16 protein-coding genes are annotated in these 17130 nt (G+C 63.8%); 4 read left to right on the plus strand and 12 right to left on the minus strand.

The features are described from left to right. Nucleotides 1–35: 35 nt before the first annotated feature. Nucleotides 36–611: an RNA polymerase sigma factor gene (locus AC0L4C_RS09610; RefSeq protein ID WP_473403413.1), complete on the plus strand. Its 576-nt coding sequence runs from the start codon at nt 36–38 to the stop codon at nt 609–611. Beyond that, nucleotides 608–2728, plus strand: coding sequence for a vWA domain-containing protein (locus AC0L4C_RS09615; protein WP_473403414.1), 2121 nt, complete (start codon nt 608–610; stop codon nt 2726–2728). Before AC0L4C_RS09610 ends, AC0L4C_RS09615 begins: the two co-directional genes overlap by 4 nt. A gap of 69 nt (nt 2729–2797) precedes the next feature. Here AC0L4C_RS09615 and AC0L4C_RS09620 read toward each other — a convergent pair whose 3' ends face one another. From AC0L4C_RS09620 to AC0L4C_RS09635, 4 genes are all read right to left on the minus strand, one after another. After that, nucleotides 2798–3484, minus strand: a complete 687-nt coding sequence (locus AC0L4C_RS09620) for a hypothetical protein (protein ID WP_473403415.1) — start codon at nt 3482–3484, stop codon at nt 2798–2800. Continuing rightward, on the minus strand, nt 3481–4638 hold the full coding sequence (locus AC0L4C_RS09625) for a hypothetical protein (RefSeq protein ID WP_473403416.1): 1158 nt from the start codon (nt 4636–4638) through the stop codon (nt 3481–3483). The genes AC0L4C_RS09620 and AC0L4C_RS09625 overlap by 4 nt, the downstream gene beginning before the upstream one ends. Before the next feature lie 24 nt (nt 4639–4662). Continuing rightward, on the minus strand, nt 4663–4950 hold the full coding sequence (locus AC0L4C_RS09630) for a hypothetical protein (protein ID WP_473403417.1): 288 nt from the start codon (nt 4948–4950) through the stop codon (nt 4663–4665). A 126-nt stretch (nt 4951–5076) separates the two neighbouring features. Next, the gene (locus AC0L4C_RS09635; protein ID WP_473403418.1) at nt 5077–6030 is read right to left on the minus strand and encodes a ring-cleaving dioxygenase; all 954 of its coding nucleotides are present in this window, start codon (nt 6028–6030) and stop codon (nt 5077–5079) included. A gap of 204 nt (nt 6031–6234) precedes the next feature. Between AC0L4C_RS09635 and AC0L4C_RS09640 the strand changes: the two genes are divergently transcribed. Both AC0L4C_RS09640 and AC0L4C_RS09645 read left to right on the plus strand, forming a co-directional pair. Then, a complete protein-coding gene (locus tag AC0L4C_RS09640) occupies nt 6235–7479 on the plus strand; it encodes a putative DNA modification/repair radical SAM protein (protein WP_473403419.1) in 1245 nt (414 codons plus the stop codon). Then, nucleotides 7479–8927, plus strand: a complete 1449-nt coding sequence (locus AC0L4C_RS09645) for a UdgX family uracil-DNA binding protein (RefSeq protein ID WP_473403420.1) — start codon at nt 7479–7481, stop codon at nt 8925–8927. The genes AC0L4C_RS09640 and AC0L4C_RS09645 overlap by 1 nt, the downstream gene beginning before the upstream one ends. 72 nt (nt 8928–8999) lie before the next feature. On the opposite strand, the gene AC0L4C_RS09650 is transcribed toward AC0L4C_RS09645, so the two are convergent. The 8 genes from AC0L4C_RS09650 to AC0L4C_RS09685 all read right to left on the minus strand — a co-directional run bounded on the left by AC0L4C_RS09650 (nt 9000) and on the right by AC0L4C_RS09685 (nt 17077). Next, entirely contained in the window at nt 9000–9821 is an 822-nt protein-coding gene (locus AC0L4C_RS09650) for a sulfite exporter TauE/SafE family protein (RefSeq protein WP_473403421.1), read from the minus strand. Between the two features lie 7 nt (nt 9822–9828). Beyond that, a complete protein-coding gene (locus AC0L4C_RS09655) occupies nt 9829–11418 on the minus strand; it encodes a gamma-glutamyltransferase family protein (RefSeq protein ID WP_473403422.1) in 1590 nt (529 codons plus the stop codon). Nucleotides 11419–11567: 149 nt separating this feature from the next. Continuing rightward, entirely contained in the window at nt 11568–12389 is an 822-nt protein-coding gene (locus tag AC0L4C_RS09660; RefSeq protein WP_473403423.1) for an SDR family NAD(P)-dependent oxidoreductase, read from the minus strand. Nucleotides 12390–12392: 3 nt separating this feature from the next. Then, a complete protein-coding gene (locus tag AC0L4C_RS09665; protein ID WP_473403424.1) occupies nt 12393–13379 on the minus strand; it encodes a sugar phosphate isomerase/epimerase family protein in 987 nt (328 codons plus the stop codon). 33 nt (nt 13380–13412) lie between these two features. After that, nucleotides 13413–14165, minus strand: a complete 753-nt coding sequence (locus AC0L4C_RS09670; RefSeq protein ID WP_473403490.1) for an SDR family NAD(P)-dependent oxidoreductase — start codon at nt 14163–14165, stop codon at nt 13413–13415. An 11-nt stretch (nt 14166–14176) separates the two neighbouring features. Beyond that, on the minus strand, nt 14177–15277 hold the full coding sequence (locus AC0L4C_RS09675) for an ABC transporter ATP-binding protein (protein ID WP_473403425.1): 1101 nt from the start codon (nt 15275–15277) through the stop codon (nt 14177–14179). Nucleotides 15278–15291: 14 nt separating this feature from the next. Continuing rightward, nucleotides 15292–16200, minus strand: a complete 909-nt coding sequence (locus tag AC0L4C_RS09680; protein ID WP_473403426.1) for a carbohydrate ABC transporter permease — start codon at nt 16198–16200, stop codon at nt 15292–15294. Continuing rightward, nucleotides 16193–17077, minus strand: a complete 885-nt coding sequence (locus AC0L4C_RS09685) for a carbohydrate ABC transporter permease (RefSeq protein ID WP_473403491.1) — start codon at nt 17075–17077, stop codon at nt 16193–16195. Before AC0L4C_RS09685 ends, AC0L4C_RS09680 begins: the two co-directional genes overlap by 8 nt. Between the last annotated feature and the right edge of the window lie 53 nt (nt 17078–17130).

The raw sequence follows: 17130 nt of genomic DNA on the forward strand, positions 1-17130 counted from the left end.
GTCTCATCCATAAGATGCTGCAAGATTCTTTCGAGGTGACAGAGTTTTCCGCCCTGATGCCGTCACTGGTTGACACATCGGCGCTTCCGCCCGAGGCGCCCGATCTGAGCCTCGCGCTGCTGGCAGCGCGCGGCGATCGTGCGGCTTTTTCCGAACTCGTCGAACGCCACTACGACTACATCTTCCGCATCGCCTGCAAATGGAGCGGCAAGCGCAGCGACGCCGAGGACATCGCCCAGGACGTCTGCATCAAGCTGGCGACTGCGATCAAGAGTTTCGATGGCCGCTCGGCCTTTACCAGTTGGCTCTACAAGGTGACCCTCAATGCGGTGCGCGACATGCATCGGGCCCGCAGTCGCCGCGGCCGGCATATCGACCGTTACGCCGAAGTGGCGCCTGACGAGGAACTGCCGGACCAGGAAGACGCTACGGCCATGAACGAGATCTGGGCCGCCGTGCGCAACCTGCCCAACCAGCAACGCGATGCGGTGCTGCTGGTCTATGCCGAGGACATGAGCCACGCGCAGGCCGGCGAGATCATGGGATGCAAGGAAGCCACCGTTTCCTGGCACATACACGAAGCGAAAAAGACCCTGCGAGGTCTGCTATGACCGATAAAGACGACGATACGCTGCGCGGCCTGCGTCAGGCCAGAATGCCCGCCCCTTCCGAGGGCGCGCGCCGCCGTGCGCTCGATGCGGCCCTGTTGGCGTTCGACGCCGCGCAGGAAGCCGAACCGAAAAAAACTGACACCGCCACCCAAGGTTCGGGCTGGGCGCACCGTCTCAGGTCCATCATCCCACAGAGGAACTGGATCATGGACACGCGTTTTACCCTGGGGCTCGGCACTGCCGCTGTCGCCTTGCTGCTGCTGCCGCTCGGCTACCAGCTCTACACGTCCACTGCCATTACCCCGGTCGGTGTCGCTCCCGCCGATGTCGTCGCGCCGCTGGAGGCGAAAAAGGACGCGGCGTCGGGTGGCGATGGCGCTGCGACCGTGATGCAGGAGACGGCAGACGCCGCTGCCGCCCGGACCCCAGCGACAGTTGTGGCAGACGAAGCCATGCCCGAGGCGCCTGCCGTTGAAACCGAGATTGCGCCGGCCCCTGTCATGGCACAGAAGTCGGCTGCGCCGACGGCGCTGGGTCGCGCTGCCAATACCCAGGCGCTGGAGTCGGCGCCCAACGGCTACGCCTCCGGTGCTCTGGATGCAGCAGTCGGTATGCCTGCCCCTGCCCAGGAACCGCTGTCCGTCACACCCACGCAACCCTCCGGCGACGAGTTCTCCGGGTTCAAGGAATCGCCGGTGAAGATCGTCACGGACGAGCCGGTCTCGACCTTCTCGATCGATGTCGACACGGCCTCCTATTCCTACGTCCGGCGGGCGCTGAGTGCCGGCTGGATGCCCGAGCCCGATGCGGTGCGGATCGAGGAGATGATCAACTATTTCTCCTATGACTATCCGGTGCCCGAGACAGCCGGGACGCCGTTCAAGGCGACCATGCAGATCTACCCGACGCCGTGGAATGCCAGGACGCAACTGCTGCAGATCGGCATCAAGGGCTACGAGCCGCCTGTGGCAGAGGACAAGCCAAGCAATCTGGTCTTCCTGCTCGATACGTCCGGCTCGATGAATGATGCCGACAAGCTGCCGCTGCTCAAGCGCGCCTTCGGTCTGCTGGTCGACCAGCTGTCGGGCAACGACACGGTATCGATCGTCGCCTATGCCGGCTCGGCCGGCGTGGTGCTGCCGCCCACCAGTGCCGGTGACAAGGCCAAAATCCTGTCGGCACTGGAAAACCTCTCGGCGAGTGGGTCCACGGCTGGTGCGGAGGGCATCGAGCTGGCCTACCGGCTGGCCGAACAGAACAAGGTCGATGGCGGCATCAATCGGGTGATCCTCGCCACAGATGGTGACTTCAATGTCGGCATCGACGATCCGGAGGATCTCAAGACCTACATCAAGTCCAAGCGCGACAGCGGCATTTATCTGTCGGTGCTGGGGTTCGGCCAGGGCAATCTGGGCGACGACACGATGCAGGCACTGGCTCAGAACGGCAATGGCAATGCCAGCTATATCGACAGCTTCAAGGAAGCGCAGAAGGTGCTGGTCCGGGAGATGGGCGGGACGCTGGAAACCATCGCCAAGGACGTCAAGATTCAGGTCGAGTTCAATCCGGCCGTCATCTCCGAGTACCGGCTGATCGGCTACGAGACCCGCGCGCTGAACCGCGAGGATTTCAACAATGACAGGGTCGATGCCGGCGAGATCGGTGCCGGGCATACCGTCACGGCGATCTACGAGATCACGCCGGTCGGGTCAGACGCCGAGCTCAATGATCCGCTGCGTTATGGCACGGACACGCCGGCCGCCGCGGTGCTGCCGGCCGACGAGATCGGCTTTCTCAAGATGCGCTACAAGGCCCCCGATGGCGATGTTTCGCAACTGATCGAAACGCCGATCACCAAGTCGCTCGCGGTCGACAGTCTGGAGCAGGCCTCGGTCGATGCGCGCTGGGCTGCGGCGGTTGCCGCCTTTGCCCAGAAGCTCAAGGGCTCGAACTATGGCGACATGAGCTACGCCGAGATCCGGACTTTGGCGCAGGGCGCCCGCGGCAGCGACGAGAACGGCTACCGCGCCGAGTTCATGCAGCTGATCGACTCGGCACGGATTGTCTCGGGCGAGCCCCTCTGCAGCGCCCCGGAAGGCAGCCGCAACTGCAACTGACGATCTCCCTGATTGAGGACTGACACTGTCGTTCAGTGCCACTCCTCCACAGCAAAGGAGGTCGTCACCTTAACCCGCCCCCCGCTGGCGTCCTCCTTGGGCGCGGACCCATCGCCATGGGTCCGCGCTCGCCTGGTTTTCCAGATGCAGTGCAAGTGAGAGCAGCCGGATGCCCAGCTTGCGGCGGTCCGGCGACAGACCGAGGTCGCGAAGCGACACGACGTCCGACATCATGAAGGCCAGCTCCAGGCGACCGTCGCTCCCGATAGCGGTTTCCGGGATGGCGAGGGTCAGAGTAGCGGGAGAGGCCTCCGTCAGCTCGAGATCGGCGGCTTCGACATCGTTGGCCAGAATCCTGACCCGCTGAAGCGGGTGGTCCGGTGCGGTAAAGGGCAACAGCTCGAGCTTGAGCTCCACGTCCCCGCTCGCTTCTGCCGGCAATTGCAGCAGCAGGCGCGATTCCGGGCCTTCGGACCAGGTGCCGTTCTCGTCAGCAGGCAACCAGCCACAGACCAGCAGATTGCTGGCCGCGCTCTCCACTTCTGCGTCCGTCTCCTCGACGTCGGTCATGAGGAACGAAACTGGCTCTCCCGGCGTGATTTCGCCGCTTACGGTCTCCGGCCAGCAATCGGTGGTCCGATCAATGAAGAACGCGCGATAGCGATCGGAGACATCGGGGTTGAAGATGAGCACCAGGACGCCGACCTCGAAGGCAGCGATGAGGCCGATCAGGATGAGACGCCAGACCTGCATCACATCACGAACATGGACTTGTTGAACCAGCCGATGGAAATGATGGCGTCGAGAGCGATTGCAGCTGCGAGCGCTGTCCAGGCCAGCCACCGCCACCTTGTCAGCAGCTCGGAGGCGATCATCCCCAGCGGCACCAGGCCGGCCGTGAACCGGACCATCGAGCCGATGCCGCTGCTCAGGGAGACCAGCAGGCAGAGCGCGCAGAACACCGCCTCGGCATAACGCCCGCGCACGGCGAGGATGGCGCTCAATGCCAGGCCAATGATGCCAGCAATGGCCCAGCTCTGCTGCAGCAAGGAATTGTACTCAAGCCGCCAGCCGCCCGCGAAGGCGTTTCCGATGGCCGCCAAAGGCAGGTCGAAACCGCGCCCCCAACTGCGCTGGATATGTGAGAAGGCCAAGGCATCGCCGGTGTGGACGTACAGAAAGGCCATGTAGGCGAAGAGGCCAAGCGGGGCGATCAGGAAGGCAAGGACAAGTCTGCTGTCACCAAGAATTCGGCGGGGCAGGGCAGACCAGCTGCCGCCTGATCCCCGATGCTCGCTGATCACCTGCGCCAGCATGCCGAAAACCATCAGTACGCCAGTCACCCGCGTGGCCGATAACAGGGCCACCCATATTCCCGCTTGCAGATAGCTCGACCGGCGCAAGGCCCGCAGGGCGAGCACGGTCAGCAGGATGAAGAGACTTTCGGTGTAGAGGGACGAAAACAAGACCGAGAACGGCCCGATCAAAAGGGTAACTACGAAAAAGCCGTAGGCCGTCTTTGAGTGAAAAAAGCCGCGCGCCAGAAACGCTGCCGCACCGATGAGCGCGTTTGACACCAGAAAGCCGGCCGCTGCGGGAGACAGGCCGAACAGCCTGACGGGAACCGAGGCCAGGAGAGGGTAGAGCGGAAAGAAAGCCCAGTTAGAGCGCGCCGGCTGACCATAGAGGCCTATCTCCGGGTCGTAACCGCGCTCGATGATGCTGGAATAGGATGCGCAGTCCCAGACACAGTGAGCATAGATGAAGGCGGAGAGTGTGCTGCCTGGGTGGCTGACGAGATAGGCTGCCAAACGCAAAGTGATGCCGCAAAGCAGCACACAACAAATGAAGACAACCCGCCGTGTGAGTTCGGCGGGTTGCGCATATGTCGGTATCCGGGCTGATTGCATCCGGTAGCCGGGTATCGTCTTGCTCTAGCTGGGAGGCGTATAGCTTGACGGCGTCACGACCGCCGCCGGACCCGTCACCGGGGTCGAGAGCGACTTGAACTCCACGCTGACGCGATTGGGCTGGCAGTTGCGCTTGTGACTGGCCTGATCGTTGATCATGAAGTCGAAGCAGGTCACGAAGTGATCGACGCCACTGACGATGTCATTGGCATTGGTTGTTGCGACGGTTGCTGCAGCAACAGCACCAGCGGTCAACAGACCTGCCAGGGCGATCACGAGCCGGCGCGAGCCAGGGGATCTGGATTTGGACATTTTGCTATCCTCAAACTGTTTCACCTTAGGTCCCGCCCCCGGGCTCGGGGAATCTACGCAGATTGCCCAAGTGGAGCAAGAGGCGGACAGTAGATCCCCACCATGCAGTTGCCGCGCATTTGAAGCTTACTTGAGTGGCTTCAGCCCTGCTTCGATCTGTGCCCGCTTGCCTTCAAGGAAGGGCGGCAGGGCCAGGCGTTCGCCCAGGGTTTCGAGAGGTTCGTCGACGGCAAAGCCAGGGCCATCGGTGGCGATTTCAAAGAGGATGCCGTTGGGCTCGCGGAAATAGAGCGAGGTGAAATAGTAGCGCTCGACCTCGCCGCTCGAGGGCACGCCGAACGTGCCGACGCGCTTGACCCACTCGTCGAATTCCTGCTTGTCCGGTGTGCGGAAGGCGACGTGGTGGACGCCGCCGGCGCCCTGCCGGGCCGCCGGCAAGTCGGGGTTTACTTCCACATGCAGTTCGGCTGCGGCGCCGCCAGCCCCCATTTCGAAGACGTGGATGGCGCCATGCTTTTCACGGGCGGGATAGGTGCGCACCTCGCGCATGTTCATCACCTTCTCGAGCACCGCGGCCGTCCGGGCAAGGTCCGGCACCGACAGGGTGATCGGACCCAGACCAACGATCTGCCGGTCGGCGGGGACGGGGCTTTGTTCCCATGGATGCCTGGCGCCGACTGCAGGGTCGGCGACCAGACGAAAGCGCTGGCCCTCGAAATCCTCGAAGTCGAGCGACGCATGTCCGGCGCGCTCCTTGATATTGCTCGACGTGACGCCCGACTTGGCCAGATGCTGCTTCCACCAGTCGAGATCGTCTTCCGATCCGACCCGCAGCCCGGTGCGGCTGATTGCATGCGTGCCGCGGCGTTCCGGCGTCGTCGGCCAGTCGAAGAACGTCAGGTCGGCGCCGGGAGAAGCGATGCCATCGCCGTAGAACAGATGGTAGGCCGAGGTGTCGTCCTGGTTGACCGTCTTCTTGATCAGCCGCATGCCGAGCGTCTGCGTGTAGAAGGCGAGGTTCTCCTTCGCCTTGGCGGTGATCGCCGTCAGGTGGTGAATGCCCTTGAGTTCGAGTGCCATGTCGGCCTCCATGAATTGCGTGCCCCAACATAGGGCATCGACAGGACATAGGGCAGAGTGCAGTGCCCGACAGATTGTTCGCCAATCACGAACCACGCGCGCGGCTCGCGCTGGATCTCTGACCAGTCACGATTATCGGGAGGCCAACATTTGTTAGCTGACATTGGCGGAGCCGACGCTATTGTGAGAACAGAAAGCGAACAAATGGTCCAGCTCAGCCTCAAACGTAAACTCGCGATCCTGTCGGACGCCGCCAAATACGATGCCTCCTGCGCCTCCTCGGGGACGGAGAAACGCAACAGTCTCGAATCAGGCGGCATCGGCTCTACCGAGGGCTCCGGTATCTGCCATTCCTACGCGCCCGACGGACGCTGCATCTCGCTGCTCAAGATACTGCTGACCAATTTCTGCGTCTATGACTGCGCCTATTGCGTAAACCGCTCGTCTTCCAACGTGCCGCGGGCCCGCTTTGCAGTGGAAGAGGTGGTGGGGCTGACGCTCGACTTCTACAAGCGCAACTATATCGAGGGACTGTTTCTCTCCTCAGGCATCATCCGGTCGCCTGACTACACCATGGAAGAAATGGTGCGGGTGGCGCGGACGCTCAGGGAGGTGCACGGCTTTCGCGCCTATATCCACCTCAAGGTCATTCCCAACGCCTCGCCGGATCTGCTAGCCGAAGCGGGCCGGTATGCGGACCGGCTGTCCACTAATATCGAACTGCCGACCGACATGTCGCTCGGCGCATTGGCGCCGGAGAAAAAGCCTAGCGAAATTCGTACTGCCATGGCCCATATCACGTCACGCCGTGAAGAGAGCCGCCCCGACGGGAAGCTGGCGAATGGCAAGCGCCGGCCCAGCCGGATCGCGCCGGCCGGCCAGTCGACCCAGATGATTGTCGGTGCGGATGCGGCGACAGATGCCATTGTTCTCAATCGCAGCGCCGCGCTCTATGCCGGCTACGGTCTCAAGCGGGTCTACTACTCGGCCTTCTCGCCGATCCCGGATGCCAGTTCGAAGCTGCCCCTGGCGCCGCCGCCACTGCTGCGTGAACACCGGCTCTATCAGGCCGACTGGCTGATCCGCTTCTACCAGTTTGACGTCGCCGAAATCGTCTCGGGAGGCACCGACGGACAGCTCGATCTGGCACTCGACCCCAAGCTTGCCTGGGCCATCCGGCACCGCGAGCAGTTCCCGGTCGACGTCAACCGCGCCAGTCGGCACTTGCTGTTGCGCATTCCGGGGCTGGGGGTGCGTGGCGTGGACCGCATCATCGCAACGCGGCGGCACCACCGGTTGCGGCTTGATGATGTGGCGCGGCTCGCCGCCTCGATCGACAAGGTGCGGCCGTTCATCTGTGCAGCGGACTGGACCCCGGGCAAGACGCTCGACGACCAGCACCTTCGCGCCAGGCTGACGCCTCCACCGACGCAGCTCAGCCTCTTCTGATGCCTGCGATTCACCTCAGGTCGCGCAATGATTTCGACGAGTGGCGCACTGCGGCGCGCAGCTTGCTGCTTTCTGGCACCCCGCCCGAGGCGGTCACCTGGGCAGACCCCGGCGCGGCATATGACCTGTTTGCAGCCGACGACGAGACACCCGAGCCGACGGGGCGGGCGGTGGGTACGGTGCCGCGGGCGTTTGTCGAACTGGCCGAGGCCGTCATCTGCCACAGCGACCCGGACCGCTTCGCGCTGCTCTACCGCGTGCTGTGGCGGCTGCAGAAGGACCGGCACCTCATGGAACAGCGGTCTGATCCCGACATCGGCCGGCTGGAACGCCGGGCGTCGGCGGTGCGGCGCGATACGCACAAGATGAAGGCCTTTATCCGCTTCCGGAGCCTCGCGCCCGAGGGTGGACGGGAGCGGTTCGCCGCCTGGTTCGAACCCGAGCATTATGTGCTGGAGCGCGCTGCGCCGTTCTTTGCCCGACGGTTTACCGGCATGAACTGGGCCATCGTCACGCCCTATAGCAGCGCCTTTTGGGACGGTCAGACGCTCGCCTTCGGTCCGGGCGGCAGCCGGGCTGACGTGCCGGCCGACGATGCGCTGGAGGACGTCTGGCGTACCTATTTCGCGTCCATCTTCAATCCGGCGCGGCTCAAGGTCTCGATGATGAAGTCGGAAATGCCGGTCAAGTACTGGCGCAACCTGCCTGAGGCCGAACTCATTCCCGAACTGATCCGCACCGCACGCGACCGGGAGGGTGAGATGATCGAGCGCATGGCCAGTCAGCCGCCGGCCCGTCACCTGCGGCAGACCGAGCGGCAGGGTGCCGATGTCGATGCCGCCTCCCAAATCAACTCGCTCGAGGATGCCCGCGCCGCAGCGCAGGCCTGCACCCGTTGTCCACTGCACGAGCACGCCACCCAGACCGTCTTCGGCGAGGGTCCGGCCCATGCCGCAGTCATGATTGTCGGCGAACAGCCGGGCGATCAGGAAGATCTTTCGGGAAGGCCGTTCGTCGGTCCTGCCGGACAGGTGTTCGACCGGGCCATGAAGAAGATCGGCTTTGCCCGCCGCGAGGTCTACGTCACCAATGCAGTCAAACATTTCAAGTTCACCCCGCGCGGCAAGCGGCGCATCCACAACAAGCCAGACGCCGGCGAGATCGAGGCCTGTCGGTTCTGGCTCGATCTGGAGCGCAGCCACGTCCGTCCCAAAGTGATCGTGGCGATGGGTGCCACCGCAGTTCGGGGCGTGCTGGGCAGGGCCGCCACCATCTCCTCGCTGCGCGGCGCGCCGATCGAACTCGAGGACGGCGCCATGCTGGTGGTGACGGTGCACCCGTCCTATCTGCTGCGGCTGCCGGATCGCGACATGGCTGCCGTCGAACTGGAGCGTTTCGAGGCCGATCTGAAGCTGGCCGCAAGGCTGGTGGATGGGGTGGGGCGGTAAGGGTGGGGCGCTGAACTATCAGTCGACCTTCCCTCCCCTCAAGGGGGAGGGGACCCGACTGCCACTTCTCCGCTAGCCCAACAAACTCCAGAACATCTTGATGGACGTAGCGATGAGGAAGAAGCCGAAGCCGTAGGCGAGGTACTTGCGGTCGATGCTGTGCGCGGTCCTCGCACCCCAAGGCGCCGCCAGCATGGAGAGCGGCACGATGCAGATGAAGGCGAGCAGGTTCACATAGCCCAGCGACCCGGGTGGCAGGCCGTCGGCGTTCCAGCCGGCGATGACATAGCCAATGGTGGCGGGGATGGCGATGACGAAGCCGATGGCCGCGCCGGTCGCGACGGCCCTGCGGATATCGGTGCCGAAGGCCGTCAGGATGGGGACGCTGAGGGTACCGCCGCCGATGCCCATCATGGCCGAGATGATGCCGACGAGAAGCCCCAGGCCGCCCTTCACCGCCAGATTGGGAAAGCGATCCATCAAGGCATGGGCATTGGCGCGGAAGATCATGTTGGCGGCAACCAGCAGCGCGACGATTGCAAAGACCAGCGAGAGCACGCGTCCATCGACCGATCCGGCGATCAGCGTGCCGATGATGACGCCGGCAAAGATCAGCGGTCCCCAGGTCTTGAGGATGTCGAAGTCGATGGCGCCCTTCTTGTAGTGCGAGCGCGCCGAACTGATCGACGTCAGGATGATGGTGGCCAGCGATGTGGCCACGGCGATCTTCATGCGGATCGACGGATCGACTCCAAACGAGCCGAGTACCAGGTCGAGCACCGGCACGATGATGATGCCGCCGCCGACGCCAAGCAGGCCGGCGACGAAACCCGCCAGCACGCCGGTGACCGCCATGCCCAGAACCCACGGGGCGTATTGCGTGATGATATCCACGTTGTCCTCAGTAGCCGAGCGCCAGACCATCCTTGCGATGGTCCGAGCCACCGATAAGGACGCCGCGCGCATGATCGATATAGATGGCCTGGCAACCGCCGATCGGATCGGCGCTCCAGGTTGTGCGATGGCCGCGCCCTTCGAGGTCGGCACGCACTGCCTCGCCAAAGCCCGGCTCCAGCGTCAGCTTGCCGCCAAAGGCAAAGCTGCGCGGCGCTTCATTGGCGCGCTGCGGGTCGTAGCCACGGTCGAGCACATGGGTCAGGAAGTGGGCATGGCCGACGGCCTGGAACTGCCCGCCCATGACGCCAAACGGCATGACCGGCACACCGTCCTGCATCAGCAGTCCGGGGATGATGGTGTGCAACGGGCGCTTGCGCGGCGCCAGTTCGTTGGGGTGCCTGGCAGTCAGCGAAAATCCGCTGCCGCGGTTCTGCAGCAGCACACCTGATCTGGGAGCGTAGATACCGCTGCCGAAGCTGGCAAAGATCGAGTTGATCAGCGAGACGCAGTTGCGGTCCCGATCGACGACGGTGAGATAGACGGTGTCGCGATGGATCGGGCCGTCCCAAGTCGTTTCGGGCAGTGCGCGCTCGAGGCTGATCGGGGCGCGGAGCGAAGCGATGAAATCATCGCCGAGAATGTCGTCGACGCTTCGCGTCATGTGCGTCGGATCGGCAATCAGCAGGTCACGCACCTTGTAGGCAGCCTTGCTCGCCTCGGCGAGCAGGTGCACGCGATCGGCCTCGCTGATGGCGCCATCGGTGAGGTCGAAGCCGTCGAGGATGCGGGCAATGATCAGGGCAGCGAGGCCCTGGCCGTTGGGTGGGCATTCCAGCACGTCGTGACCATGGAAGCGGGCTGCAATTGGATCGGTATGAGAACCCTTGTAGACGGCGAAGTCGTCGGCCACATGGGTGCCGCCGAGCTCGCGCAGCGTTGCCACTATTTCGTCGGCCACCGCCCCCTCGTAGAAGGCCTTGCGGCCGCTGCGAGCGATGGCGCCAAGAGTTTCGGCCAGCGCCGGATTGCGAAACAGATCACCGGTTCTGGGTGGCGCGTCACCGGGGAGGAACTGTGCGGCGGCGGGAGCATGCTTGCGTACCCGCGCCTGGAACTGAGCCCAGTCGCGAGCAACGCGGCCGGTGACCCGGAAGCCGTTCGCCGCGATGGCAATGGCCGGCTGCAGCAGCTTGCCGAGGTCCTGGGTGCCGTAGGCCTCAGCCAGCTGGCACCAGGCGTCGACGGCTCCCGGCACGGTGACGGCATGCGGCGAGTCCTCCGGAATGGTCGTCAGACCGGAGGCGCGGAGCGCATCGGTCGAGCCGCCTGCGGGCGCCCAGCCGGAGCCGTTGAAAGCGCGCGGCGACTTGCCATTGGGAGCAACAATCGCAAAGCAGTCGCCACCGATACCGGTCATGGCCGGCTCGACGACGCACTGCACCGCGACCGCGGCCAGCGCCGCATCCATGGCGTTGCCGCCGGCACGGAGTATATTGATCGCTGCCAGTGTCGCCAGCGGGTGGGACGTCGCCGCCATGCCGTTCTCGCCGATGGCGGCGGATCGGCCGGGGCTCAGATAGTCGCGTTCGAACATATTGCCTCGGGAAACAAGCCGGTCGGGACAGTGCGGGACGCAGGCGTCCTGCACAAGCCTGAACGCGCCGGTTCTGCACTTTCTCTCCCGGAAAGCAAAACGTCCGGGGGAGCCCCGGACGTTTTGGCGTTCAGACCGTCTGGTCCGGCTCAGCCGGCGTAGAGCTGCAGGCCGCCGTCGACGCGGAGGAGCTGACCATGGATGAACCGTGCTTCCGGCGAACAGAGGAAGACCACGCCATCGGCGATTTCCTCGGGCTCGGCGTAGCGGTTGAACGAGGCCTTGTTGGAGTTCATCTTGTCCGGATCAACTGTTCGCGTCGCCTGGAAGCGGGCGGTCTTGGCGGGGCCGGGGCTGACGGCATTCACGCGCACACCGAACTCGCGCACTTCATCGGCGAGGCAACGGGTGTAGTGGGTGACCGCGGCCTTGAGGGTCGCGTAGATGCCGCCATGGCTGACGCCGATATGGGCCGCGACCGAGGCAATGTTGACGACGATGCCGCTCTGGCGTTCGACCATCTGCGGCACGAAGGCCTGCGTCATCAGCATGGTGCCGATCAGGTTGTTGTTGGTCAGCGTCATCAGGTCTTCGTAGGTGATGCCGAGGATATTGTTGGGCTCGGGCTTGTTGCCCGAGGCACCGATATCGCCGCCGGCGCAGTTCACCAGGATGTCGACCTGGCCGAACTTGCCCTCGATTTCTTCGCGCATCTTGGCCACGGCATCACGGTCGCCGATATTGCCGGTGACGCCCATGGAACGCACACCCAGACCTTCGATCTGTTTGATGACGTCGCCGAGATTGGAGGCCTCGCCATATTTGCCTGTCGCGTCCCAGGCGAGGTCATGAACGATGACGTCGGCGCCCTTGGCCGCAAGCTTGCGTGCCATGACGTTCCCAAGGCCACGGCCGGAGCCGGAGACGAATGCGATTTTTCCGGAAAGATCTTTAGCCAAAACGGCCTCCACTAATTACATCAAACCAAGCGACTTGAGGTTCGCGGCGGAACGCCGGTACTGCCCAAGTTCGTATTCCACGAGTTCTTCATCGGCGTTGCGCTCCCAAGGCGTGCGCCAGTCTTCGCCCTCGGCGAACCTGTTGCGCTGGGCGGCCAGCAGACAGGCGGCGAGCTCCTCGGCGGGCTTGGGCGCATAGCCGTGCCACCATTCGGGAGTTAGCAATTTGACGTGCCGGGCTTCCAGCGCGCCGATCTCGATACATGCCGTCATCTCTTCGTTGTGCTCGCCCAGGATCTCGAACATTTCCTTGAACGGCACGGCGCCATCGCCCGACGGGCAGCGGCAGAGACGGAAGCCATCATCGGTGAACTGCACGCGATAGTCCTTGGCGTGGCAATGCCGGACATAGGGCGCCACCACCCGGGTGAAATCGAGCGGCGACTCCGCCACCGGAAAGGTGTTGGCCATGTCGAAGACAATCCGCACTGAAGGACCGAATTCGTCGCAGAAACCGACCAGTTCGTGACTGGTGAAATCCTGATGGTTCTCGATCAGCAGGACGACGCCGGCCGCCTCGGCCATCGGTGCATATTGCCCGAGCTTGTCCCGCACGCTGGCCTGCAGCTCGTACCATTTCTGGCCGGCAGCGGCGCGGTCGCCGCAAAGGATCGGCGTCATCGCCAGGCGGACATAGGTCGCATCCAGCGCCTTGGCGCAACGGAGCAGCAGGTCCATGTCGCAATGCTGCAGGCCCGAACTCAGCACCCGCTTCCAGCCCAGCCCGTCGAGCCGGGCCTTGAGGGCGGCCAGTTCGTCGTCGGACATCTCCTTGAACCAGCCCTCCCAGAGCTCGATGGCCTTGCCGCCGAGTTCCTGCGTCAGCGCGATGAAGCCCTCGAGCCCTGCGCCGCCCGATGGATTGGCACGTGGCGTGCCCATGGCCTGCAGGCCGAGATAGTAGGTGAGGCCATAGGGGTTGAGCCCGGTCGTGAGTTTCATATGGTCGCCGCCCTTTCGGTTGGTGTCGTCATGTCAAATGAGGCCGCCGTCGACCCGGATAGCCTGCTTGGTGATCATCCGGCTGTCGTCGGAAGCGAGGAAGAGTGCGGTCCGGGCGATCTCGTCGCCCAGCAGGCGCCGTTTCAGCGACTGGCGTGCAGTCACCGATTCAACGGCTTCCTCACTCTTGTACCACAGACGGATCTGCCGCGGGGTGACCACCGCGCCGGGTTCGATTGCATTGACGCGGATGAAGTCGGCGCCGAAGTCGCGACCGAGGGCACGGGTCAGGCCGAGCACTGCCGCCTTGGCCGTGGCGTAGGATGGAAACGAGTCACCGCCGCCACGCCAGGCGATGGACGAGAAGTTGATGATCGAGCCGCCGCCCAGCTCGCGCATCTGCGGCCGCACCGCCTGTGCGGCGAAGAACTGATGCTTGAGATTGATGTCCTGGTTACGGTCCCAGTATTCTTCGGTGACCTCGTCGGCGCGGTGGCGATCGTCATTGGCGGCATTGTTGACCAGCACCCCGATCGGGCCGAGCTGCTGGCTCGCCGTCTGGATCGAGGCCTTGAGAGCCGGGATATCGGTCACGTCGCAATGGATGAAGAGCGCGCCGGTCTCTTCGGCTAGAGCCGCGCCGTCGGCGTCCTGGATGTCGATGAAGGCCACTTTCGCCGCGTTGGCAGCGAAGGCCCGGACCATGTCTGAACCGATTCCCGTGGCGCCGCCGGAGACGAAAACAACACGGCCGGCAAGGCTGGGATAAGTCGCAAAAGTAGAAATTTCAGAAAATCCTAGATCAGACGTTCGGTCTGCGGGTCAAAGAGACAGGCGCGGGACATATCCACCGAGAGCGGCATGTTCTCGCCGGTCTTGGGGGCGGTATCGGGAGAAAAGCGGCCGACGACCTCATTGTCTCCGAACTTGAGGACAGCCATGGTCTCGGCGCCGGTCGGCTCGACGACTTCCACCGGGGCATCGAGGAAAGCCGTGCCCGGACGGTCGGCAACGCCCTTGCGGTTGAGATGCTCGGGGCGAATGCCGAGGATGACCTTGCCCGGCTTGGCGCGCGCGATATGAGCGCCATGCAGCGGCAGTGAGGCGTTGACGCCACCCTGCAGCGGGAAGACGACCGTCGGTTTGCCCTCGACAGAAGTGATGTCGGCCGGGATGAAGTTCATCGACGGCGAGCCCATGAACCCGGCGACGAAGAGATTTGCCGGCTGGTTGTAGATCACGTCCGGCTCGTCGAACTGCTGCACGCTGCCCTGATGCATGACCGCAATACGCGAGGCCAGCGTCATGGCTTCGATCTGGTCATGCGTGACATAGACTGTGGTCTTGCCGACGCGCTGGTGCAGCTTCTTGATTTCGGTGCGCATGTCGACGCGCAGCTTGGCATCAAGGTTGGAGAGCGGCTCGTCGAACAGGAACAGCTTGGGGTCGCGCACGAGGGCACGCCCCATGGCGACACGCTGGCGCTGGCCGCCCGAGAGCTGGCCGGGCTTCCTGTGCAGCAGCGGCTCGATCTGCAGAAGCGCGGCCACGCGTGCAATAGCAGCCTTCTGCTCGTCCTTGGGGACGCCACGGCTCTCCATGCCGAAGGCCATGTTCTCGCGCACCGTCATGGTGGGGTAGAGCGCATAGGACTGGAACACCATGGCGATGTCACGGTCCTTTGGCGCCACCGAGTTGACGATGCGGTCGCCGATCCAGATCTCGCCGCCGGTGACGCTCTCGAGCCCGGCAATCATGGCCAGCAGGGTGGACTTGCCGCAACCTGACGGTCCGACCAGCGCGATGAACTCGCCCGAACCGGCCTCGAGATCGACGCCCTTGAGGACCTCGACGGCGCCGTAGTTCTTCCGGGCGCTGCGGATGGTGAGGGATGCCATTGATATGCTCCGGATTACTTGATGGCGCCCTGGGTGAGACCCCGGACGAAATATTTGCCGCCGAAAAAGTAGACGAGCAGCGGCGGGAGGGCGGCGATCAGCACGGCAGCGCTCATCACGTCATAGGTGCGCACCGTGGTACCGCTCATCGACAGAGCGACCAGAGCGGCCGTGATCGGCTGGTTGGAGCCCGAGTTGAGCACGACGCCGAACAGGTACTCGTTCCAGATGCCGGTGAACTGCCAGATGACCGTCACGATGATGATCGGGGGCGACAGCGGCACGATGATGCGGAAGAAGATGCGCCAGAAGCCGGCTCCGTCGATGCGGGCCGCCTTGATCAGGTCGTCGGGGATGCCGACGTAGTAATTGCGGAAGAACAGGGTGGTGAACGACAGGCCCTGGATGCAATGCACGAGGATAAGGCCGTAGACCGAGTTGGAGAGTCCCAGCTGGCCGAGCAGGAAGGCCCACGGCAGCAGGGCGATCTGGCCGGGCATGAACACGCCCAGCAGCATACAGCCGAAGACGATCTCGGAGCCGGGGAATTTCCACTTGGACAGCACGTAGCCGTTGATGGCTCCCAGCATGGTCGAGATGATGGTGGCGGGAACGACCATGCCCACCGAGTTCCAGAAATAGCGGGCCACGCCGTCGCACTGGCCGCCGATGCAGAAGTCGCTCCAGGCCTGCGGCCAGGCACTGAAGCTGAAGCTCTGCGGCAGCGAGATCAGGCCCATGGCGCTGATTTCGGCGTTCGAGCGGAAGGCGTTGGTGATCACCACCAGCAGCGGCACGACATAGACGATCGAGAACAGGCCGAGCAGGCCGTAGATGACGATCCGCGAGGTCAGCCGCCGACGCTGGGCATTGGCCGCTTCGCGATCCTCGGTGGCGCTTGCGTTATATGCGATATCAGCCATGACCAGCCTCCCGGCGGCGACGCCAGACCAGATAGAGCGAGTAGGGGACGAGCACCACGGCGAGGGCGGCCAGGATCATCATGGCCGCCGCAGCGCCCTGTCCGATTTCGCCGCGCTGGAACATGAAGTCGTAGACATAGGTGGCCGGGAAGGTGGTCGAGATACCCGGGCCCGAATTGGTCAGGGCCACGGCCAGGTCGAAGGTCTTGATGGCGAACTGCAGCAGCACCACGGCCACGGCGAGAAAGATCGGTGTGATCGATGGCAGCACGACCTTGCGGTAGGTGCGGAACCAGGAGGCGCCGTCGATCTGCGCGGCCTTGATGATGTCCTGGTCGACCGAGCGCAGGCCGGCGAGGAACAGCGCCATGGAAAAGCCCGCGGACGCCCAGATGCCGGTAATGATGATCGCCCAGATGGCGTAGTTCCGGTCGGTGGTCAGGGCGAACTTGAAGTCGGTCCAGCCGAGCGAATTGACCATGAACTGAATGCCGCTGGCGGGATTGTAGAGCCATTGCCAGACTGTACCGGTGACGATGAAGCTGACCGCCAGCGGATAGAGGAAAATCGTGCGCCAGACCGACTCGGCCCGGATCTTCTGGTCGATCAGGATCGCCAGCATCAGGCCGAAGGCCATGGCGCAGGTGACGTAGAAAGCCGAGAAGTAGAAGAGGTTGGAATAGGCCACGCCCCAGCGGCGGTTGGCCCAGAGCGAAGCGTAGTTGTCCAGGCCCTTGAAGCCGTAGGTGGGCAGCAGCGTAGAGTCGCTGAGCGAGATATAGAACGTCCAGCCTGCAAAGACGAAGACGTAGACGAATGACGCAACAATCGAAGGGGCGATCACGATGATGGGCAGCCACTTTTTCAAGCGCTCCATCAGCGTCGTTCCACCCGCGATGTCGGAATGACCGGCGACAGCCAACTGCTTCC

This window comes from Devosia sp. J20-27, assembly GCF_055808595.1.